The organism is Sphingomonas immobilis (assembly GCF_030580995.1).
In the GTDB taxonomy this organism is placed as follows: Bacteria; Pseudomonadota; Alphaproteobacteria; order Sphingomonadales; family Sphingomonadaceae; genus Sphingomonas; species Sphingomonas immobilis.
The window spans coordinates 1-21,132 of the sequence record NZ_JAUQSZ010000012.1 but is presented as its reverse complement, the minus strand read 5'-3'; the positions used below and the strand labels follow the sequence as shown (position 1 = coordinate 21,132).

Below are 21,132 nucleotides of genomic sequence, written 5' to 3'. Positions count from 1 at the left end.
CTCCGTGGGATGTCACGGAGATAAGTACGGGCGGCCCGTGCGAAAAGATGAGGCCTCAGCCGGCATAGGCCTTGGCGAGATCGTAGAGATAGTCGCGCCCAGCATAGAGCGATTCCACCCCGATCCGCTCGTTCAGGCCGTGCATGCCGTTGCCGTCCTGATCGAAGAACAGGCCGGGCGCGCCGTAGACCGGGATGCCGATCGCCTCATAGAAGATGCCGTCGGTCGCCCCCGTCGACATCAGCGGCAGCATGGCGAGGCCGGGGAAGTGCTTCGCCGCCACCGCCTTGGCGGGCCCCAGGATCTTCGGGTCGAGCGCGGGCGGGATCGCCACCGGCCGGATCGGCGCATTGGCGGTAACGGTCACTTTCGGTCCGGCAAGCTCCTGCAGTTTCGCGAGCGTCGCCTGAACGGTCTCGCCCGGAAAGATCCGGCAATTGACGTTGGCGGTCGCGCGCTGCGGCAGCGCGTTCTCGGCGTGGCCCGCATTGAGCAGCGTCGCGACGCAGGTGGTGCGCAGCGTCGAGTGGAAGGTCTTGTCGCGGCTCAGCAACGCCGCCGCTTCCGCGTCCTTCGGGTCGGCGAGCAGCCGCGCGATCGCGGCGGAAACCGGCTTCGGCGTCGTCGGAGCGCCCGCCAGCGCGCCGAAGAAGGCGCGCGTCGTGTCGGTGAACTTCACCGGGAATTCATAGCCCTGCACGGCCTTCAGCGCGTCGGCGAGCTGGTAGATGGCGTTGTCGGGCACCGGCTGCGAGCTGTGCCCGCCGGGATTTGTGACGGCGAGGGTGTAATTCTGCGCGGCCTTCTCGCCGACCTGGATCGCCAGCACCTCGTGCTTGCCCTGCTTGGTGTTCTGCCCGCCGCCGCCCTCGTTGAGCGCGAATTCGGCGGCGATCAGATCGGGCTTGTTCGCCGCCAGCCACTGCGCGCCGTTGAAGGCGAAGGTCGTCTCCTCGCCGCAGGTCAGCGCGAGCTTGATCGTGCGCTTGGGCGTGTAGCCGGTCGTGCGGAAGCGGACCATCGCATCGGCCCAGATCGCCGACATCGACTTGTCGTCGGCGGCACCGCGCGCATAGAAATAGCCGCCCTCCTCGATCAGCGTGAAGGGATCGCGCACCCAGTCGGCGCGCTTCGCCTCCACCACGTCGAGATGCCCCATCAACAGCATCGGCTTCTTCGTCCTGTCGCTGCCCGGCAGGATCGCGACTATGCCGCCTTCTTTGGGATGCTCGGGCGTCGAAAAGAGCGTGATGTCCTTGTCGGGATAACCCGCCGCCTTCAGCCGCGCGGCGATCTGCTCCGCGGCCAATGTGCAGCTGCCTGACGATAGCGTGGTGTTGGTTTCGACGAGTTGCTTGTAGAGATCGCGGAAGGCCTTCTGGTCGGGCCGGTCCTGCGCGGATGCGGGGAGGGCGACCGCGAGCGCCACCAATCCAAAAATCCCGGCGAACATTTTCATACCTTAACCCCCCGTTCGCCCTGAGCTTGTCGGGCCGTAGGCGACCGTAGGTCTACGGCTGTCCTTCTCCCAGCGTAGAAGGAAGGGCAGGGCTTCGACAAGCTCAGCCCGAACGGTTCTCTTCTATTCGCGCTCCGCCAGCTTGCGTTCCCACGCCAGCGCGTCCTTGACGATCGTGTCGAGGTCGTCGCGCCGCGGCACCCATTTGATCGTCTCCAGGATGCGGGCATTGTCGCTGATCAGCATCGCGGGATCGCCCGCGCGGCGCCCCTCCAGCTTGCGGTCGATCGTCATGTTGGTGACGCGGTCGACCGCGTCGAGCACTTCCAGCACCGAGAAGCCGTGGCCGTATCCCGCGTTCATCGTGTGGCTTTCGGCCGGGTTCGCCACCAGCAGATCGAGTGCGGCGACATGCGCCGCCGCGAGATCGCTGACGTGGATATAGTCGCGCACGCCGGTGCCGTCGGGCGTGTCGAAATCGGTGCCGAACACGCCGACCGAGGCGCGCTTGCCGGTCGCCGCCTCGACCGCGACCTTGATGAGGTGCGTCGCGCCTGCCGTCGACTGGCCGGTGCGCCCCTCGGGGTCCGCGCCGGCGACGTTGAAATAGCGCAGCGCCGCGTAATTGATCGGATGCGCCGCCGCCACGTCGCGCAGCATGTGTTCGGTCATCAGCTTCGACCAGCCATAGGGGTTGATCGGGCTCTTGGGATCGTCCTCTGCGACCGGCACCTTCTCGGGCGTGCCATAGGTCGCGGCGGTGGAGGAGAAGATGAAATGCGGCACGCCTTCCGCGACGGCGCTTTCGATCAGCGCACGGCTCGCGGCGGTGTTGTTGCGGTAATATTTGAGCGGATCGCTGACCGATTCGGGCACCACCACCGATCCGGCGAAATGCATGATCGCCTTCACGTCGTGCATACGGATCGCGGTGCGGACCTTGTCGTCGTCCTCGATGTTCGCCTCGACCAGGGTCGCGCGCGGATCGACTGCCCAGGCGAAGCCGGTGACGAGATTGTCGACCACCACCACGCGGTGCCCGGCATCGAGCAGCGCCAGCACCGCATGGCTGCCGATATAGCCGGCACCACCCGTCACCAGAACCGATCCGTCCAGCATCGCACGTTCTCCGAGAGGATTGATTGTCTTGGGGCGTTTGCACCCTACATCTTACGAAATCGAGAAAAGGAGCAGGTATGGCAAGCGAAATCGCGACGCTGGCGGGCGGGTGTTTCTGGTGTACGGAAGCGGTGTTCGCCGACGTGATCGGGGTCGAAAAGGTCGAGAGCGGCTATATCGGCGGCGCGGTCGAGAACCCGACCTACAAGCAGGTGTGCAGCGGGGAGACCGGCCATGCCGAGGCGATCCGCGTGACGTTCGATGCCGATCAGGTGCGCTATGCCGATCTGCTCGACATCTTCTTCGCCACGCACGATCCGACGACGCTCAACCGTCAGGGCAACGACGTCGGCACGCAGTATCGCTCGGCGATCTTCCCGGAGACGCCCGACCAGCGCGAAGAGGCGCAGGCGGCAATCGAGCGTGCGGCGGCGGACTGGCCCAACCCGATCGTCACGACGATCGAGCCCGCATCGACCTGGTATCCGGCGGAGGACTATCACCAGGAATATTGGGAGGGCGAAGGCCAGCGCAATCCGTATTGCCTGGCGGTGATCCCGCCGAAACTGGCGAAGCTGCGCAAGAGCTTCGCCAAGCGTTCGAAGGCGGTGGAGGCGGCCTGACACCTGAATCTCCCCTCCCGCTTTCGCGGGAGGGGCAGGGGAGGGTCTTCTTCTTCTCGCAGGTCGAAAAGAAGAAGGCCCTCACCGACTGCGACTAGGTCCGCGCGGAAGTGCGCGCACCAAGTCTCCGTTGCCTCTCCCGCGAAAGCGGGAGAGGGTAAAAGTCAATCCACCCCCGGATGCGCCGCGCGGCGCAGGCGGTCGTTGATCGCGGTGCCGACGCCGTCGCCGGGCACCGGCGCCACCGCGATCTTCGCCTTGGGGCTCGCGTCCGCCTCGTGCAGCAGGTCGAACAGCCGCGCTGCCGCCTCGATGACGTTGCCGGTGCGCGAGAGCGTGGCGTCGCCGAAGATCGGGCCGAAACCGATCATCCATTCGTCATGTTCGGCATGGATGGCGTTGATGCGCAGCGGCTTGGACGGCGCGTAATGCGAGGCGAGCTGCCCCGGCGCGTCGATCCGCGAGACATAGCTGCCGAGGCCGGGATCGAAGCGATCGACCCCGCCCGCGCCGCCTTCCGCGTGCAGCAGCGTCGCGAGCAGCGCGTTCACGCCGATGGGGCCGTGGCGCAGCACGCGCGTTGCGCCGTCGATCTCCATGACGATGGTCGATTCGACCCCGCATTCGCAGGGGCCGTCGTCGACGATCAGCGGGATGCGCCCGCCCAGGCTCGCCAGCACATGGTCGGCGCGCGTCGGGCTGATCGCGCCGCTGCGGTTGGCGGACGGTGCTGCGAGCGGGCGGCCCGACGCCGCGATGAGGTCACGGATCGCGCGGTGCGCTGGCATGCGGATCGCGATGGTGTCGAGTCCGGCGGTGGCGAGCGCGGCGATCCCCGCGCCCGCACGGCGCGGCACCACCAGCGTGAGCGGTCCCGGCCAGAAGGATTCCGCCAGCGCCTTCGCGCGCGCATCGAACTCGCCGAGCCGCAGCGCCATCGCCATGTCGGTGACGTGGACGATCAGCGGGTTGAACGCCGGGCGGCCCTTGGCGGCATAGACCTGTGCGACCGCACCGGGCTGCGTCGCGTCGGCGGCGAGGCCGTAGACCGTCTCGCTGGCGACGGCGACGACGCCGCCGCCCTTGATCATCGCCGCCGCCTCGGCGATGGCGTCGGGGCCGTAGTGCAGCAGGCGGGTCTGGTGGAAAGTGCCGGGCGCGTTCATCGAGTCCGCAATCTAGCATGCTGCAACGCAATATATAAGAGGAACGGATGGTTACCGTGTTCGATCTCGACGCCTATCTCGCGCGGCTGCATGTCGCCGCGCATCCCGCCGCCGATCTGGACGGGCTCGCCGCGCTCCAGCGCGCGCACCGCCTCGCGATTCCGTTCGAGGATCTCGACGTCGTGCTGGGGCGCGGCGTCGCCATCGACAGCGCGTCGGTGTTCGCCAAGCTGGTGACGGCCAAGCGCGGCGGCTATTGTTTCGAGCACAACCGGCTGTTCGCCGATGCGCTGGCGGCGCTCCGGTTCGAGGCGCGGCCGGTGCTGGCGCGCGTTTGGCTCGGCGCGACCGAGGTGCCGCCGCTGACGCATGTGTTCAGCCTCGTCACGATCGCCGGGCAGGAATGGCTCGCCGACGCCGGTTTCGGCGGCAGCTACACCCCCGTCCTGCCGCTTGCCGACGGCGCGGAGGCGGCCGCGCCCGACGGTGCGCGCTACCGGCTGAGTGCGGATTCCGATCACGGCTGGCTGCTGTGGCGCGACGGCGACGCCGCGTCGACCGACGGGCGGGGCACGCACGAGGGCTGGCAGCGGCAGTACAGCTTCACGTTGGCGACCGTATGCGATGCCGATCTCGCGATGGGCAATTTCTGGACCTCGACCTGGCCGGAAAGCCGCTTCCGCACCACCGCCATCGTCAGCATCGTGCTGCCCGCCGGCTTCGCGAGCCTGAGCGGGCGGATGTACCGCCGCCGCTCGGGCAGCGAGCAGACCGAGGCGGAAATCACCGATCCGCGCGTCTACCGCCTGCGGCTGAGCATGATGTTCGGGATCGATCTCAGCGCGGACGAGGTCGCGGCGCTGGGGGTGTTCTAGAAAAATCCTCCCCGGCCAGGGGGAGGATTGGCTTACGCCCGCTCGCGCTCCAGCAGGTCGGCGGCGTCGAGCCCCAGCAGCGCGATATGGTCGCGGATGCGCGGCCAGCTGTCGGAGAGGAAATGCGCGCGTTCGGCCAGCCGCAGCTTCTCGGCCGCGCCCGCCAGCACGAACATGCCGACGCCGCGCCGCACCTCGACATAGCCGTCGTCCTGGAAGGTCTGGTACGCCTTGGCGACGGTCAGCGGGTTCGCCCCGTGCTGCGCCGCCAGCGCGCGCACCGAGGGAAGCTGATCGCCCGCGCGGAAATCGCCGCGCAGGATGGCCGCCGCGATCGATCCGCGCAGCTTGATGTAGACGGGGCTGTCGTCGTTGCTAAGGGCTGTCATGCTTCTCTAATACAGCAAATGACTCGAAAGTCGAGCGATTCAGCCGCCCCATTTTGTAACGATACTGCTCAAATCGGGCCTTGGACGTTCTTCTAGTGCGCGCGCTGGCGTGCCGAGGAAAATGAAGCCGGCGATCTGTTCCGGTGCCGCACCGAACGCATCGCGCACCGCATCCGAATAGCTCGGCCAGCCGGTCAGCCAGCCGCCGGCGAAGCCCAGCGCGTGCGCCGCGTGCAGCAGGTTCATGCACGCCGCCCCCACCGACAATTCCTGCTCCCAGGCCGGAATGTGGCTGGGCTTCGGCGAATAGAGCACCACGACCAGCGCCGGAGCCTGTTTCGCGAACTGGTCGAGCGAGGCGAGCTCGGTCTGTGCGGCGAGCGGGCGCTCGGCGAGATAGGCGCTCTTGATCACCTCGGCGAGCGCCTCGCGCCTGTCATCGGGCACGACCACGAAACGCCACGGCGCGAGCTTGCCGTGATCGGGCGTGCGTGCGGCGATTTCCAGGATCTGCGCCATCTGCGCATCGTCGGGACCGGGGGCGATCAGGTCGCGCGGCTTGCCCGAACGGCGCGTGGCGAGAAGGGCGAGCGGGGAGGAGGTGTCGTTGAACATGGCGGCGATGTAGCGAGCGTGCCCGCGTATTTACAGCCCGGCGATTGCCGCTAGTGTCGCCTGCAACCAAAAGCGCCCGCAGACGGCGCTACCTTGTTCTGGGAGCGTATAAAAATGGTGGACACCCCGACGGCGGACACGCCGGCCGAGCCGGATATCAGCCACGTCAATCCGGCCGCGGGGGAAACCTGGTTCGGGCATCCCCGCCAGCTCGCGCGGTTGTTCTCGACCGAGATGTGGGAGCGGTTCGGCTATTACGGCATGCGCGCGCTGCTCACGCTGTACCTCACCAAGCATTTCGTGTTCGGCGACCGGGCAGCGACGGGGCTCTACGGCGGCTATACCGCGCTCGTCTATCTCACGCCGCTGATCGGCGGTTATCTCGCCGATCAGTATCTGGGGGCGAAGCGCGCGGTGAAGTTCGGCGCGATCCTGATGTCGCTCGGCTATTTCACGCTTTGCTTCGGCGGCGAGACCGCCAAGCCCTATGCGATGATCGACGGCGCGCGCCACGAGGTCCAGATCGCCAGCGTCGCGGGCGAGGAGGTGCGCTACGTCGTCGACGGCGCGAGCAAGCTCAAGATCAAGGGCAATGACGACGGCAGCGTCTCGCTGCTCGGCGCGAACAACGAAGCGGTGCGCACCGTCGCCAAGGGCGGCTTCGTGTCGGAGGCCGATCGATCGCCCTTCTACATCGCGGTGATGCTGATCGCGCTGTCGATGGTCTCGGTCGGCAACGGCTTCTTCAAGCCCAACATCTCGACGATGGTCGGCGAGCTCTATGCGCAGGGCGACCGCAGGCGCGACGCCGGCTTCACGATCTTCTACATGGGCATCAACCTCGGTTCGCTGGGCTCGCAGATCCTGTGCCCGTTCCTCGCCGATGCGGTCGGTTGGTGGGCGGGCTTCGGCCTTGCCGCGATCGGCATGGCGTTCTCCTGGACGCTGATCCAGTTCGACGGCGGCAAGCTCGCCGGATACGGCGAGCCGCCCAACAAGGAGGCGGGGAAGGACCGCGCGCTCGGCATCTATGCCGCCGCGCTGATCGGCATTCCGATTTTCTACCTGCTGTTCGTCAACCTGATGAACATGGCGCCGCCGGTCGAGGGATCGGGCTTCGTCGGCTATATCGCCTCGCTCTCGCTGATGGGAAAACTGCTGTTCGGCACCTTCCTGATCGGCGTGCCGGGCATCCTGATCTGGTCCTTCATCGCGGGCAGCCGCAAGGAATTCCAGATGATGATGGCGGCGATGGTGCTGGTCGTCTTCAACACCGTGTTCTGGACCTTGTTCGAACAAGCCGGATCGTCGCTGACGCTGTTCGCGGACCGCAATACCGAACCGCAGATGTTCGGCATCCCGATCTCGGCCGGGCAGACGCAGTTCTTCAACGCCTTCTTCATCGTGGCCCTCGCGCCGGTGATGAGCTGGCTGTGGACCAATCTCGCCAAGCGCGGCCTGGAGCCGTCGATCCCGGTCAAGTTCGGCATCGCGCTCATAAGCGTCGGGCTCGGCTTCCTGTTCCTCGTCTGGGGCACGGCCTATGTCGGGCCGGATTACAAGGTCGCGATGCTGTGGCTCGCCGGCCTCTATTTCATCCACTCGTTCGCAGAGCTGTGCATCTCGCCGGTCGGCCTGTCGATGATCACCAAGCTGTCGATCGCGCGCGTCGTCGGGCTGATGATGGGCGTGTGGTTCCTGTCGATCTCGGTCGCGCAGTACGTCGCGGGCGTGGTCGCGCAATTCGCGAGTGTGGAGACGGTCGGCGGGCAGGTGACGAACCTCAAGGTCAGCCTCGACACCTATGTCAGCGTGTTCGTGACGATCTCCGAAGTGTCGATCGTGCTCGGCCTGATCCTGCTGGCGCTGTCCTTCCCGCTCAAGCACTGGATGCACGGGGTGAAGTAAGCTCGGGCGAGCGAAATAGCGCAGCTATTTCGCGTCGCGCGCCCGAGCGCGGCCGGCGGGGCCGAAGGCTCCGGCCGACCCCGGCCTTCGCCGGGGCAGGCTTGCGGATTTACTCCGCGCCGCCAGGTCCGGCATGACGGCTTGGGGTTGTCGCGCCCGCACGCTATGACCGCAGCCGGCGAACCGACGCGAGACACACATGGCACGCAAATATTTTGGCACGGACGGCATCCGCGGCCTCACCAACAAAAAGCCGATGACGGCGGCGATGGCGATGCAGGTCGGCATGGCGGCGGGCGCGCATTTCCGCCGCGGCGATCATCGCCACCGCGTCGTGATCGGCAAGGATACGCGCCTGTCGGGCTATATGCTCGAAAACGCGATGGTCGCGGGCTTCACCTCGGTCGGCATGGACGTCGTCCTCGTCGGGCCGATGCCGACGCCCGCCGTGGCGATGCTCACCCATTCGATGCGCGCCGATCTCGGCGTGATGATCTCGGCGAGCCACAATCCCTATCAGGATAACGGCATCAAGCTGTTCGGCCCCGACGGCTACAAGCTCTCCGACGCCGACGAACTCGCGATCGAGGCGCTGATCGACGGCGAGATCGAACTCGCCCCTGCCGCCGACATCGGCCGCGCGCGGCGCGTCGAGGATGCGCGCGGGCGCTACATCCATTTCGCCAAATCGACTTTCCCGGAGGATCTGACGCTCGACGGCCTCAAGATCGTCGTCGATTGCGCCAACGGCGCCGCCTATCAGGTCGCCCCCTCGGCGCTGTGGGAACTGGGCGCGGAGGTCATCACCATCGGTGTCTCGCCCAACGGCAAGAACATCAACGACGGCGTCGGCTCGACCGCGCCCGATCTGCTGCGCGAGACGGTGGTGGCATCGGGCGCGCAGCTCGGCATCGCGCTCGACGGTGATGCCGACCGGCTGATCGTGGTCGACGAGACCGGCCATGTCGTCGACGGCGACCAGTTGATGGCGACGATCGCCAGCGGCTGGGCGCGCGCGGGCCGGCTGGCGCAGGGCGGGCTGGTCGCGACCGTCATGTCCAACCTCGGCCTCGAACGCCATCTCGCCACGCAGGGCATCCGCCTGATCCGCACCTCGGTCGGCGACCGCTACGTGCTCGAGGGGATGCGTGCGGGCGGCTACAATGTCGGCGGCGAGCAATCCGGGCACATCATCCTCTCGGATTACGCGACGACCGGCGACGGCCTCGTCGCGGCGCTGCAGGTGCTGGCCGAACTGGTGCGCTCGGGCCTCCCGGCAAGCGAGCTGCTCCACCGTTTCGAGCCGCTGCCGCAACTCCTCAAGAACGTCCGCTTCGCCGGCGGCAAACCGTTGGAAGCGGACGCGGTGAAGGCGGTGATCGCGGAGGCCGAGGCGGAACTGGTCGGCAAGGGCCGCCTCGTCATCCGTCCCTCGGGCACCGAACCCGTCATCCGCGTGATGGCCGAAGGCGACGATCTCCAGCAGGTCGAGCGCGTCGTCGACCGGATCTGCGACGCCGTGAAGGCAGAGGCGGCGTGAAGGCTAGGGTCGTGCGCTCGCTCAGTATCGGTGTGGCCGGTGCGATCGGAGGCGCCGCTGGCGGTCTTGCGCGCGGCAACGTTACGCCATCTGACAGCGCTATCGTAGCGCTCATGACCTTCGTCTTCACCGCTGCGATCTGGTTCGTAGGCGGAATTTTGAAGGACAGGATTTTCTGATGCTCGAAATGCGACCCGATTGCGAACGCTGCGGCACCGATCTTCCGGCGAACGCGCCGGGCGCGTTCATCTGCTCGTTCGAATGCACCTTCTGCGCGGAGTGCGCCGAGGCGCTCGACGATCGCTGCCCCAATTGCGGCGGCGAGCTGATGGATCGCCCCGGCCGCACCGGCAAGGCGCTCGCCGGCAACCCCGCCTCGACGCAGCGGCGCTTCAAGGGGCACGCTTGATCCCGCGCATTCTCATCGTCGCGGGATCGGATTCGGGGGGCGGCGCGGGCATCCAGGCCGATATCAAGACGGTGACGATGCTCGGCGGCCACGCCATGACCGCGATCACCGCGCTCACCGCGCAGAACACGACGGGCGTGCAAGGCGTGATGCCGGTGCCGGCCGATTTCGTCGTGCGGCAGATGCGCTCCTGCATCGACGATATCGGCGTGGACGCGGTGAAGATCGGCATGATCGGCTCGGCGGAGACGGCGCACGCGGTGGCGGATGTGCTGGAGGGGCTTCTTTCTAGCCCCTCCCCTTCAGGGGAGGGGTCGGGGGTGGGGGAAATCTCACCGAGACCATCGCTCGCGGCCTTCCCCACCCCAACCCCTCCCCTGAAGGGGAGGGGCTTTTCTGTCCCGGTCGTGTTCGATCCGGTGATGATCTCCACCAGCGGATCGGTGCTGGCGGATGCCGACACGATCGCGGCGTTCGATCGGCTGATGCGGCTGGCGACGTTGGTGACACCCAATCTGCCGGAACTCGAGGCTTTGGTTGAATCCCTTTTTCCCGTTCGCCCTGAGCGTGTCGAAGGGCTGCTCTTTTCTTCTGACGCAGAGAAGAACAGTGCTTCGACAGGCTCAGCACGAACGGGAGAGTATCTGGCTCGTGCCACAGGTGCCGCGCTTCTGGTGAAAGGTGGCCACGGCGAAGGCGATACGCTGACCGATCGCCTTGTCACCGCTGACGGCGAAATCGCGCATTGGTCCAACCCCCGTATCGACACCCGTCACACTCACGGCACCGGCTGCACGCTCGCCAGCGCCATCGCCACCGGGCTCGGTGCCGGCCTTCCGCTCGTCGACGCCATCGAACGCGGCATCGCCTTCGTCCGCGCCGCGCTTGCGCACGCGCCCGGCCTTGGGGCAGGACACGGGCCGATGGGGCACGCACTCGGGCTCGCCCCCTTCGACAGTCTCAAGAACCGCGATGCCTAGTCCCAGACCGTCCCTGCGCCATGAAAAGCTCTGCCTCGCCCCCGTCGCGGGCGTGGACGAAGCGGGGCGCGGACCGCTCGCCGGGCCGGTGGTCGCGGCCGCCGTCATCCTGCCCGCGAAGGGCGTGCCGCGCGGGATCGACGATTCGAAGAAGCTCTCCCATGCCGAACGCGCACGCCTGCACGACCGGCTGCGCGATTGCGCGGTGATCGGCATCGGCGTGGTCGAGGCGCCCGAGATCGATGTGCTCAACATCTACTGGGCGACGATGAAGGCGATGACGCTGGCCGTGGAGGCGCTCGGCTGCGCGCCCGGTCATGTCCTTGTCGACGGCAACCGCCTGCCGAAATGGGGCCATTCCGCCACCGCGATCGTCTCGGGCGACGCGATCAGCCTGTCGATCGCCGCCGCTTCGATCATCGCCAAGCACACGCGCGACACGATCATGCTCGCGCACGCCGAGGCGCATCCGCATTACGGCTGGCATTCGAACAAGGGCTATGGTGCGCCCGAACACCTCCGTGCGCTCGCCGAACACGGGCCCACGCCGCTCCACCGCCGCAGCTTCGCGCCGGTCGCGGCGGCTTTTTCGAAAATCGAGTCTTTGGTGCCACACACCATAGCTTGAGCCTGTGGATAACTTCGGACTCAACATCTGGGCACCTTCCCAAAATGTTCCGCTAAGTTAACGATTTCGCAACCAGAATCGTTAACCAATCTTCGCTTGACGGAGTCGCCGCGATCCGCAGGGATCGGGGGCTGACGAAGCGGGGGCAAGCAATGGGCGTTCTGGAAAAGATCAAGAAGGCGCGCGTCGCCGCGCCTGTGGCCGCGGTGGAATTGCCGCTCGACCAGATCCTGCAGCGCGATTGCATCGCCGCGATGCGCGATCTGCCCGCCGCCTCGATCGACATGATCTTCGCCGATCCGCCCTACAACCTCCAGCTCGGCGGCGATCTCTCGCGGCCCGACGGCAGCCATGTCGACGCCGTCACCGACGATTGGGACAAGTTCGACAGCCTCTCGGTCTACGACAAATTCACCCGCGAATGGCTCGCTGAAGCGAAGCGCATCCTGAAGCCGAACGGCGCGATCTGGGTGATCGGCAGCTATCACAACATCTTCAAGGTCGGCTCGGCGATCCAGGATCTCGGCTTCTGGATCCTCAACGACGTGGTGTGGCGCAAGTCGAACCCGATGCCCAATTTCAAGGGCACGCGCTTCACCAACGCGCACGAGACCCTGATCTGGGCGTCGATGGGCGAGAAGGCGCGCTACACCTTCAACTATCGCAGCATGAAGACGCTGAACGACGAGCTGCAGATGCGCAGCGACTGGGAATTTCCGGTCTGCGGCGGGCCCGAACGGCTGAAGAAAGACGGCGTCAAGGTCCACCCGACGCAGAAGCCCGAGGCGCTCCTGTACCGCATCCTGCTCGCCTGCACGAAGCCGGGCGACGTGGTGCTCGATCCGTTCTTCGGCACCGGCACGACGGGTGCCGTCGCCAAGCGCCTCGGCCGCCACTGGATCGGCATCGAGCGCGAGGACGATTATGTCGCGGCGGCGCGCGAGCGGATCGACGCCGCGCTGCCGCTCGACGAAAGCGCGCTGACGACGATGCAGTCGCCCAAGTCCGCGCCGAAGGTGGCGTTCGGCGTGCTGGTCGAAAACGGCTATCTCACCCCCGGCGTCGTGCTGACCGATGCCAGACGCAAGCACCGCGCGCTTGTCCGCGCCGACGGCAGCCTGGAAAGCGTGTGCGGCCAGACGGGCTCGATCCACAAGCTCGGCTCGCTCCTGCAGAACGCGCCGGCGTGCAACGGCTGGACCTTCTGGCACCATGATGGGCCGGACGGGCTCAAGCCGATCGACACGCTCAGGCAGACGTATCTGCTGGCGACGCAGCCATAATCCTGACCGTCGCCCCGGCGGAGGCCGGGGCCGCTATGTTTTGCGCGCGCGGTCTGCCAGATACCCCAGCGGCCCCGGCCTCCGCCGGGGCGACGGGATGATCCGATGACCCTCCACCTCCGCCCCACGCAATTCGTCGACACGCCCGTCACCCACCCCGACGGCGCGGTCGCGCGGCTTGCGGGCGGGATGCTGTGGTTCGCCGCTTACGAGGTGATCCGGGGCAAGGCGCGCGAGACGATCCCCGTCGCCGATATCGCCAGCCTCGGCGACGCCGCGCTCGCCATCCACGCGCGCATCGTCGCGCCGCGCCCGCCGCTGGTGTTGGGGGAGCGGACCTTGCGGTTCGATCAGCCGCTGGTCGCGGGCATCGTCAACGTCACGCCCGACAGTTTCTCCGACGGCGGCACGCATGCCGACGATCCCGAAGCCGCGGCTTCCGCAGGCGTCGCGATGGCGGCGCAGGGTGCCGCGCTGATCGATGTCGGCGGTGAATCCACGCGGCCCGGCGCGCCGCTCGTCTGGGAAGGCGACGAGGCCAAGCGCGTCGCCCCGGTGGTCGAGCGGCTTGCGCGCGCGGGCACGCTCGTCTCGGTCGACACGCGCAAGAGCGCGGTGATGGAGGCGGCGCTGGCGGCGGGGGCGGGGATCGTCAACGACGTCTCGGCACTGCTGTGGGACGATCGCTCGGCCGCAATCGTCGCGGCCGCAGGCTGCCCGGTGATCCTGATGCACACGCCCGACCCCAAGAAGGGCCCGCACGGCGGGGAGGGGTATGGCGACGTGCTGACCGAAGTCTACGACTGGCTGGAGGCGCGCATCGAAGGCGCGGTGGCGGCGGGCATCGACCGGGCAAGGATCATCGTCGATCCCGGCATCGGGTTCGGCAAATCGCTCGCTGACAATCTCGCGCTCATCAACGGGCTGGCGCTGTTCCACGGGCTGGGCGTGCCGGTGATGCTCGGCGCGAGCCGCAAGCGCATGATCGGCGCGCTCTCCAACGAGGCCCCTGTCACCGAGCGCCTCGGCGGATCGGTCGCGCTGGCGCTCAAGGGCGTGGAGGCGGGCGTACAGATCGTCCGCGTCCACGACGTGCCGGAGACGGTGCAGGCGCTCAAGGTGTGGCGCGGGCTGCGGGACCGGGCGCTGGTCGGCTAGCCAGGCACGTCGCCCCGGCGGAGGCCGGGGCCGTCATATTGCTTGGCGAAACGCGCGCCAAAAACGCAGCGGCCCCGGCCTCCGCCGGGGCGACGCGAACCTCAGCCCGCCGCGGGCGACCGGCGACCGCCGCCGCCCGAACCCGAGCGACCCTGACCCCCCGAGCGCTGACCGCCACCCGGACGACCCTGGCCACCGGGGCGGCCATGACCGCCGGGACGGCCCCCATGCCCATTGGCACCACCCGGACGACCCGCGCCACCCGCCGGGCGCTCGCCCGTCGGCCGTGCCGCATGCGTCGCGCGCGGGCCTTGGCGGTGACGGCCCGAATCGTCCTGACGGCGCTCATGCGTGTCGGAACCGGCCGGGCGTGCCGCCTTGATGCGCGCCTGCTCGGCCGAGAAATCGGCGGGCAGCGGCAGCGGCGTCGGCTTGACCTTGGTCAGCCGCTCGATGTCGCGCAGGAACGGCTTCTCGTCATCGGCGCAGAAGCTGATCGCCACGCCCGATGCGCCCGCGCGCGCGGTGCGGCCGATGCGGTGGACATACTGCTCCGGCACGTTGGGCAGCTCGAAGTTGAAGACGTGGCTCACGCCCGAAACGTCGATGCCGCGCGCGGCGATGTCGGTCGCGATCAGCACCTTGACGCTGCCCGACTTGAACTCGGCGAGGGCGCGCTCGCGCTGCGGCTGGCTCTTGTTGCCGTGGATCGCGTTGGAGGCGATGCCGTTCGCCGCGAGCAGCTTCACGACGCGGTCGGCGCCGTGCTTGGTGCGCGTGAAGACGAGGCAGCGGTCGATCTCCGGGTTGCGGAGGTGGATCGTCAGCAGCGCCTGCTTCTCGCTCTGGTTCACGAGCGTGACGAACTGATCGACGCGCTCCGCCGTCGAGGCGACCGGCGCGACCTTGACGGTGGCGGGGTCGGTCAGGAACTGGTCGGCCAGCTCGCGGATCGCATTGGGCATCGTCGCCGAGAAGAACAACGTCTGGCGCTGGCGCGGCAGCATCTTCACGATCTTGCGGAGCGCGTGGATGAAGCCGAGGTCGAGCATCTGGTCGGCCTCGTCGAGGACGAGGATCTCCAGCATCGCTAGCGACACGAAACGCTGCTCGATCAGGTCGAGCAGGCGGCCCGGCGTGGCAACGAGGATGTCGACGCCGCGGCTCATGTCCTGGCGGTTCTTGTTGATGCTGGTCCCGCCGAACACGGTCGCGACCGACATCTTGGAGAACTTGCCATAGTCGCGCGCGCTCTCGGCGATCTGGCCGGCGAGCTCGCGCGTGGGGGCGAGCACCAGCATCCGGCAATGCGTCGGGAGAACCTTCTTGCCGCTCTCGGTGAGGTTCTGGATGGAGGGGAGGACGAAGGCGGCGGTCTTGCCGGTGCCGGTCTGCGCGATGCCGAGCAGGTCGCGGCCCTCGAGCAGGGTCGGGATCGACTGCTGCTGGATCGGCGTCGGCGTCTGGTAGCCCTTGGCCTCGAGCGCGCGAACGAGCGGGTCGGCAAGGCCGAGATGTGCGAAAGTCATGTGTGAATCAGTCCAGATATAGGGCGCTGTCCGCATATCCGAAAAGGACACACGGGTGGCGCGGGGAGAATGACACCCCGCGTGAAAAGGGAAGCCTGTGAAATCGACCGAGGCGGAGCCTGGACCCGGGATGTATCCCCTGATCCGATCACGCTGCATGACGCCTCGATGGCGGCCATATGCCCGCTACGGGGTTAAAAGTCAATGTCGGGCGGACACAACGCCCGGACCGGACGTTGATACGGATTAGCAGCAGCGATTTTTGTCTAGGAGTTACAGGGGTGTGTCACGTTCTGATCATCGAGGACGAGCCTCTCGTCGCGATCGACCTGCAGGACATGCTGGCCGCCGCCGGCGCGACCAGCTTCGCCTTCGCCGAAACCGAGGATGATGCCATTGCCGAGGCCCGCGCCCACCGGCCCGACGTCATCACCTCGGACGTGATGCTGCGCGAGGGCACCGGCCCGCACGCGGTCGCGGCGATCCTGAGCGAGGGCGGGCCGTGCCCTGTCATCTTCATCACCGGCACGCCGGAGGCGTGCGACGATTGCGATCCGCCCGCGCAAGTCCTGTCGAAGCCGGTGGTCAGCCGCGCCGTGTCGGAGGCGTTCCAGCGCGTCGCCCCGCACCCGACCTGCGACTAGGCTTCAGCTCGCATAGCCCTTCAGCTCGTCGCCGACGATGCGGACGACATGCAGCACGTTGGTCGATCCCGGCGTCCCGAACGGCACGCCGCCGATGATGATGACGCGGTCGCCCGCCGCCGCCAGGCCGTGGCGCAGCGCCATCCGCTTCGACTTCGCCACCATCTCCTCGAACGAGGCGACGTCCTTGGTGTGGATCGGATAGGCGCCCCACAGCAGGCCGGATCGCCGCGCGGTCTCCGGCTTGGGCGTCAGCACCATCACCGGCACGCCCGGCCGCTCGCGCGCGACGCGGCGCGCGGTCGATCCCGACAGCGTGAAGCAGATGATCGCCGCTGCCGACACGGTGGTGGCGATGGTCTTGGCCGCTTCGGCGATGGCGTCGGCAGTGGTCGGATCGGATCGGATGACGGTGAAGTGGATGCGGTCGCCGTGGCTCGGGTCGCGCTCCACCGCGACGCCGATCGCGTCCATCATCGCCACCGATTCGGTCGGCCACGCGCCCGCGGCGCTCTCCGCCGACAGCATGATCGCGTCGGCACCGTCGTAGATCGCGGTCGCCACGTCGGACACTTCCGCGCGCGTGGGAGACGGCGACGTGATCATCGATTCCAGCATCTGCGTCGCCACCACCACCGGCCGGCCGAGCCGCCGCGACACCTCGATGATGCGCTTCTGCAGCGGCGGCACGCTCTCCGGCGGCAGTTCGACGCCGAGGTCGCCGCGCGCGACCATCACGCCGTCGCACATCTCGACGATCTCCTCGAGCCGGTCGATCGCGCTCGGTTTCTCGATCTTGGCGAGCAGCGCCGCACGCCCCTCGATCAGTTTCCGCGCCTCCGCCAGATCCTCCGGGCGCTGCACGAACGACAAGGCGATCCAGTCGACGCCCTGCTCGCACGCGAAGGCGAGGTCGCTCCTGTCCTTCGCGGTCAGCGCCGCCATCGGCACCACCACGTCGGGCACGTTCAGGCCCTTGTTGTTCGACAGCATCCCGCCGACCACCACTTCGGTGACGATCACGTCCGCGTCGTGGCTGGTCACGCGCAGCACCAGCTTGCCGTCGTCGAGCAACAGCCGCGCCCCCGCCTCGATCGCCGCGAAGATCTCCCTGTGCGGCAGCTCGACGCGCGTGGCGTCGCCCGGCTCCTTCGAACGGTCGAGGATGAAGGTCGAACCCGTTTTCAACTCGACCTTGCCGTCGGCGAACTTGCCGACGCGCAGCTTCGGCCCCTGCAGATCGGCGAGGATCGTCGAGGGCCGGCGGTATTTCTTCTCCAGCGCGCGGATCGCCTCGATCACTGCGATCTTCGATTTCTGGTCGCCGTGGCTCATGTTGATGCGGAACGCATCGGCGCCCGCCTCGTAGAGTTTCGCGATCATCTCGGGGCTGCTGCTCGCCGGCCCAAGGGTGGCGAGAATGCGGACCTTCCGCGCACGCGGGCTGATGGCCTTGGTCATGTATGTTCTCGCCCTGGGGATGGCTGACGCGATTGGCTTGGTTCGCGCGGCTGTAACGCCTATCTCGCGACGATCCAACCACGGAGCGGCAGATGGCGAAGATCGAAGAGCTGGACGATGCGATTGCGGCGGCGGCGTTCCGGCGGCTGGTCGCGCACCTGCGCCACCGCGACGATGCGCAGAATGTCGATCTGATGGGCCTTGCCGGCTTCTGCCGCAATTGCCTGGGCGATTGGGTGGCGGAGGCCTCGGGCGGCGCGCTGGACAGGGAGGCCGGGCGCGAAGCGGTCTACGGCATGCCCTATGCCCGCTGGAAGGCCGAGCATCAGACCGAGGCGACGCCCGAACAGCTCGCGCGCATGGCGGAGAGCGTCGCGAAGAATCGGTGATTCGCAGGGGTGACGGCACCGCCCCCGATGGTTAAAGCGCGCGGCTTTCCAACGGGGATTTACATATGAGCGAGATCATCGCCGCCGACCAGCTTCGCCTCCTCATCGAGCGTATCGAGCGGCTGGAAGAAGAGAAGAAGGGCATCGCCGACGACATCAAGGACGTCTACGGCGAAGCCAAGTCGACCGGCTTCGACGTCAAGACGATTCGCACGATCGTGCGCCTGCGCAAGATGGAGAAGCACCACCGCGACGAGGCGGAGATGCTGCTGGAAACCTACAAGCAGGCGCTCGGCCTGGCGTAACGCGAACGGGGGCGCACGGGCATGGCCGAACACCGCATCGCCGATCTCGCGCAGCGTCTGCTCGGCAAGCCCAGCGCCGCGCTCGACGATGAGGAGCGCCGCGTCCTCGCCAATATCGAGGCCGGCACGGTCGTCGCCCGCGACGCCGCCGACGAGGCCGACGCGCGTTCCGATTTCGGCGACCGCCTGTCCGATCAGGTCGCGGCGGTCGGCGGCTCGTGGGGCTTCATCATCGCCTTTTCGGTGGTGCTATTCGGCTGGATGCTGCTCAATTCCGACGTGCTCGCGCATTTCGGGGCGGCGTTCGATCCCTACCCGTACATCTTCCTCAACCTGATGCTGTCGACACTGGCCGCGGTGCAGGCGCCGATCATCATGATGAGCCAGAATCGCCAGGCCGCGAAGGACCGCGTCGCCGCCAGCCTCGACTATGAGACCAATCTGCGCGCCGAGCTCGACATCCTGCGCCTGCACGAGAAGCTCGATGCGATGGTCATCGCCCGGCTGGACGCGATCGAGGCCAAGCTCGACGACTTGGCTTCGCGCGCCTAAGACCCCGTCAAGAACGGACACGACGACGTTAAGAGAGACTCATGGCAGGCCATTCCAAGTTCAAGAACATCATGCACCGCAAGGGTGCGCAGGATAAGAAGCGTTCGGGCATGTTCTCGAAGCTCAGCCGCGAAATCACCGTCGCGGCGAAGATGGGCCTGCCCGATCCCGACATGAACCCGCGCCTGCGCCTGGCGATCAACGCCGCCAAGGCGCAGTCGATGCCCAAGGACAATATCCAGCGCGCGGTCGACAAGGCGTCGAAGGGCGATACCGAGAATTACGAGGAAATCCGCTACGAAGGCTTCGGCCCCGGCGGCGTCAGCCTCATCATCGAGGCACTCACCGACAACCGCAACCGCACCGCCACCAACGTGCGCGTGGCGGTGGCCAAGAACGGCGGCAACCTCGGCGCGTCGGGCTCGGTCAGCCACGCCTTCGACCGTGTCGGCCTGATCACCTATCCGGCGAGCGCCGGCGACGCCGAGAAGGTGTTCGAGGCGGCGCTGGAGGCGGGGGCCGAGGACGTCACCTCATCCGAGGACGGCCACGAGATCTGGACCGCGCAGGCCGATCTGCACGAGGTCGTCAAGGCGATCACCCCCGTGCTCGGCGATCCCGAAGGCGCCAAGCTCGCCTGGAAGCCGCAGACCACCGTCGAGGTGGACGAGGAGGACGCCACGCTCCTCTTCAAGCTGATCGACACGCTCGACGACGACGACGACGTGCAGACCGTATGGGGCAATTACGAAGTGTCGGATGCGGTGATGGAGAAGCTGGGCTAGTTTCTTGAGCCCCTCCCCTTCAGGGGAGGGGTTGGGGTGGGGCAGTGGTAACAGAGCAAGAGCTCCTCGAACGCGCCCGAGAGATGCGCCGCAATCCCACGGAATGGGAAAAACGATTGTGGCGTGCGCTATCCAATTCGCAAATCGGCTACAAATTTCGGCGGCAGGCGGTCACTTTCCCTTACATCTGTGATTTCTTCTGCCCGACCAAAGGTCTGATCGTAGAGGTCGATGGTGATACGCACGATTCCGTCCACGACGATCGTCGCGACAGCGTGCTTGACGATAAGGGTTTTCGAGTAATTCACGTCACCAATGTCGATGTGCGCGATAATATCGCGGGTGTCGTCGAGCATATCGCCGGCGTCTTGGCTGGACGTCGCGATCGCTGGTCCGGCCCCCACCCCAACCCCTCCCCTGAAGGGGAGGGGCTCGTGAGCGCACCGTGATCATCCTCGGCCTGGATCCCGGCCTCGGCACGACCGGCTGGGGGGTGATCCGCGCCGAGGGCAACCGGCTGTCGCACCTCGCCAACGGCCGCCTCAAGACCGACAGCGCCGCGCCGCTCGCACGCCGCCTCGCGCATCTCGATACGATGCTCGCCGCCCTCATCGCCGATCACGGTCCGCAGGCGGCGGCGGTCGAGGAGGTGTTCGTCAACGCCAACCCGCAATCCACGCTGAAGCTCGGCCAGGCGCGCGGCGTCGTGCTGCTCGCCGTGGCGCGTGGCGGGATCGACCCCGGCGAATATGCTGCCCGCCTCGTCAAGAAGGCGGTGGTCGGCGTCGGCAATGCCGAAAAGGCGCAGGTTCACGCGATGGTCCAGCGCCTGCTGCCGGGCGTGAAGATCGACGGCCCCGACGCCGCCGACGCGCTGGCGGTGGCGATATGCCACGCGCATCATCTGGCGTCGTCGCGTCGGATGCCCTAGCCCTCATCGCATGATCGCGCATCTCAAAGGAAGACTGGACTCGACCGGCATCGACAGCGCGGTGATCGATGTCGGCGGCGTCGGCTATCTCGTCGGCGCGTCGGCGCGCACGCTCGCCGCCATCGGCCCGGTCGGCGAGGCCGTCATGCTGCATACCGAGATGCTCGTGGGGGAGGATTTCCTCCGCCTCGTCGGCTTCGCCTCGGCCAGCGAGCGCGACTGGTTCCGCCTGTTGACCGGCGTGCAGGGTGTCGGCGCGCGCGTCGCGCTGGCGATCCTCTCGGCGCTGGAGCCGGGCGACCTCAGCCGCGCCATCGCCAGCCAGGACAAGGCGATGGTCGCGCGCGCCAACGGCGTCGGCCCGAAGCTCGCCGAGCGCATCGT

25 protein-coding genes are annotated in these 21,132 nt (G+C 67.3%); 18 read left to right on the top strand and 7 right to left on the bottom strand.

The annotated features are described in order from the left end of the window. Positions 1–55: 55 nt before the first annotated feature. Both Q5H94_RS16040 and galE read right to left on the bottom strand, forming a co-directional pair. Positions 56–1,453: a M20/M25/M40 family metallo-hydrolase gene (locus Q5H94_RS16040; RefSeq protein ID WP_304562458.1), complete on the bottom strand. Its 1,398-nt coding sequence runs from the start codon at positions 1,451–1,453 to the stop codon at positions 56–58. Positions 1,454–1,582: 129 nt separating this feature from the next. Then, on the bottom strand, positions 1,583–2,578 hold the full coding sequence (galE, locus tag Q5H94_RS16035) for a UDP-glucose 4-epimerase GalE (protein ID WP_304562307.1): 996 nt from the start codon (positions 2,576–2,578) through the stop codon (positions 1,583–1,585). Positions 2,579–2,655: 77 nt separating this feature from the next. Between galE and msrA the strand changes: the two genes are divergently transcribed. Next, a complete protein-coding gene (gene msrA, locus Q5H94_RS16030) occupies positions 2,656–3,201 on the top strand; it encodes a peptide-methionine (S)-S-oxide reductase MsrA (protein WP_304562306.1) in 546 nt (181 codons plus the stop codon). Positions 3,202–3,365: 164 nt separating this feature from the next. Here msrA and Q5H94_RS16025 read toward each other — a convergent pair whose 3' ends face one another. Next, the gene (locus Q5H94_RS16025; protein ID WP_304562305.1) at positions 3,366–4,367 is read right to left on the bottom strand and encodes an L-threonylcarbamoyladenylate synthase; all 1,002 of its coding nucleotides are present in this window, start codon (positions 4,365–4,367) and stop codon (positions 3,366–3,368) included. Between the two features lie 47 nt (positions 4,368–4,414). Here Q5H94_RS16025 and Q5H94_RS16020 point away from each other — a divergent pair, with 47 nt between their 5' ends. Further along, positions 4,415–5,242, top strand: coding sequence for an arylamine N-acetyltransferase family protein (locus Q5H94_RS16020; protein ID WP_431312177.1), 828 nt, complete (start codon positions 4,415–4,417; stop codon positions 5,240–5,242). Positions 5,243–5,274: 32 nt separating this feature from the next. On the opposite strand, the gene Q5H94_RS16015 is transcribed toward Q5H94_RS16020, so the two are convergent. Together Q5H94_RS16015 and Q5H94_RS16010 are read right to left on the bottom strand one after the other, a co-directional pair. Next, entirely contained in the window at positions 5,275–5,631 is a 357-nt protein-coding gene (locus Q5H94_RS16015) for a GntR family transcriptional regulator (protein WP_304562304.1), read from the bottom strand. Between the two features lie 39 nt (positions 5,632–5,670). Then, complete coding sequence (locus tag Q5H94_RS16010; RefSeq protein WP_304562303.1) at positions 5,671–6,246, bottom strand: nitroreductase family protein; 576 nt, start codon at positions 6,244–6,246, stop codon at positions 5,671–5,673. Positions 6,247–6,360: 114 nt separating this feature from the next. On the opposite strand from Q5H94_RS16010, the gene Q5H94_RS16005 reads away from it, so the two are divergent. From Q5H94_RS16005 to folP, 8 genes are all read left to right on the top strand, one after another. Beyond that, positions 6,361–8,154 (top strand): peptide MFS transporter, encoded by a 1,794-nt coding sequence (locus Q5H94_RS16005; RefSeq protein WP_304562302.1) that lies wholly within the window; start codon positions 6,361–6,363, stop codon positions 8,152–8,154. Positions 8,155–8,353: 199 nt separating this feature from the next. Further along, positions 8,354–9,694 carry a phosphoglucosamine mutase gene (gene glmM / locus Q5H94_RS16000; protein ID WP_304562301.1) on the top strand — a complete coding sequence of 447 codons (1,341 nt, stop codon included), beginning with the start codon at positions 8,354–8,356 and terminating at the stop codon, positions 9,692–9,694. Between the two features lie 11 nt (positions 9,695–9,705). Beyond that, positions 9,706–9,873 carry a hypothetical protein gene (locus tag Q5H94_RS15995; RefSeq protein WP_304562300.1) on the top strand — a complete coding sequence of 56 codons (168 nt, stop codon included), beginning with the start codon at positions 9,706–9,708 and terminating at the stop codon, positions 9,871–9,873. Beyond that, complete coding sequence (locus tag Q5H94_RS15990; RefSeq protein WP_304562299.1) at positions 9,873–10,103, top strand: DUF1272 domain-containing protein; 231 nt, start codon at positions 9,873–9,875, stop codon at positions 10,101–10,103. Before Q5H94_RS15995 ends, Q5H94_RS15990 begins: the two co-directional genes overlap by 1 nt. Next, entirely contained in the window at positions 10,100–11,083 is a 984-nt protein-coding gene (gene thiD / locus Q5H94_RS15985; RefSeq protein WP_304562298.1) for a bifunctional hydroxymethylpyrimidine kinase/phosphomethylpyrimidine kinase, read from the top strand. Before Q5H94_RS15990 ends, thiD begins: the two co-directional genes overlap by 4 nt. Then, positions 11,076–11,711, top strand: a complete 636-nt coding sequence (locus Q5H94_RS15980) for a ribonuclease HII (RefSeq protein ID WP_304562297.1) — start codon at positions 11,076–11,078, stop codon at positions 11,709–11,711. Before thiD ends, Q5H94_RS15980 begins: the two co-directional genes overlap by 8 nt. A gap of 152 nt (positions 11,712–11,863) precedes the next feature. Then, positions 11,864–12,994, top strand: a complete 1,131-nt coding sequence (locus tag Q5H94_RS15975) for a site-specific DNA-methyltransferase (RefSeq protein WP_304562296.1) — start codon at positions 11,864–11,866, stop codon at positions 12,992–12,994. Between the two features lie 105 nt (positions 12,995–13,099). Continuing rightward, complete coding sequence (gene folP, locus Q5H94_RS15970) at positions 13,100–14,152, top strand: dihydropteroate synthase (RefSeq protein ID WP_304562295.1); 1,053 nt, start codon at positions 13,100–13,102, stop codon at positions 14,150–14,152. Between the two features lie 101 nt (positions 14,153–14,253). Here the strand turns inward: folP and Q5H94_RS15965 are convergent, their stop codons facing one another. Next, positions 14,254–15,681: a DEAD/DEAH box helicase gene (locus Q5H94_RS15965; RefSeq protein WP_304562294.1), complete on the bottom strand. Its 1,428-nt coding sequence runs from the start codon at positions 15,679–15,681 to the stop codon at positions 14,254–14,256. 281 nt (positions 15,682–15,962) lie between these two features. On the opposite strand from Q5H94_RS15965, the gene Q5H94_RS15960 reads away from it, so the two are divergent. Continuing rightward, positions 15,963–16,325, top strand: coding sequence for a response regulator (locus Q5H94_RS15960; protein WP_304562293.1), 363 nt, complete (start codon positions 15,963–15,965; stop codon positions 16,323–16,325). Between the two features lie 3 nt (positions 16,326–16,328). Here Q5H94_RS15960 and pyk read toward each other — a convergent pair whose 3' ends face one another. Further along, positions 16,329–17,786, bottom strand: a complete 1,458-nt coding sequence (gene pyk, locus Q5H94_RS15955) for a pyruvate kinase (RefSeq protein WP_304562292.1) — start codon at positions 17,784–17,786, stop codon at positions 16,329–16,331. 92 nt (positions 17,787–17,878) lie between these two features. Here pyk and Q5H94_RS15950 point away from each other — a divergent pair, with 92 nt between their 5' ends. From Q5H94_RS15950 to ruvA, 7 genes are all read left to right on the top strand, one after another. Beyond that, positions 17,879–18,175, top strand: a complete 297-nt coding sequence (locus Q5H94_RS15950) for a DUF1244 domain-containing protein (RefSeq protein WP_304562291.1) — start codon at positions 17,879–17,881, stop codon at positions 18,173–18,175. Positions 18,176–18,240: 65 nt separating this feature from the next. After that, on the top strand, positions 18,241–18,480 hold the full coding sequence (locus tag Q5H94_RS15945) for a DUF2312 domain-containing protein (RefSeq protein ID WP_304562290.1): 240 nt from the start codon (positions 18,241–18,243) through the stop codon (positions 18,478–18,480). A 21-nt stretch (positions 18,481–18,501) separates the two neighbouring features. After that, entirely contained in the window at positions 18,502–19,032 is a 531-nt protein-coding gene (locus tag Q5H94_RS15940; protein WP_304562289.1) for a DUF1003 domain-containing protein, read from the top strand. Between the two features lie 41 nt (positions 19,033–19,073). Further along, the gene (locus Q5H94_RS15935; RefSeq protein ID WP_304562288.1) at positions 19,074–19,817 is read left to right on the top strand and encodes a YebC/PmpR family DNA-binding transcriptional regulator; all 744 of its coding nucleotides are present in this window, start codon (positions 19,074–19,076) and stop codon (positions 19,815–19,817) included. Positions 19,818–19,900: 83 nt separating this feature from the next. Next, entirely contained in the window at positions 19,901–20,266 is a 366-nt protein-coding gene (locus Q5H94_RS15930) for an endonuclease domain-containing protein (RefSeq protein WP_304562287.1), read from the top strand. After that, on the top strand, positions 20,263–20,748 hold the full coding sequence (gene ruvC, locus Q5H94_RS15925; protein WP_304562286.1) for a crossover junction endodeoxyribonuclease RuvC: 486 nt from the start codon (positions 20,263–20,265) through the stop codon (positions 20,746–20,748). The genes Q5H94_RS15930 and ruvC overlap by 4 nt, the downstream gene beginning before the upstream one ends. A 10-nt stretch (positions 20,749–20,758) precedes the next feature. Beyond that, positions 20,759–21,132 (top strand): Holliday junction branch migration protein RuvA (ruvA, locus tag Q5H94_RS15920; protein WP_304562285.1); only part of this gene is annotated, 374 nt, incomplete at its 3' end.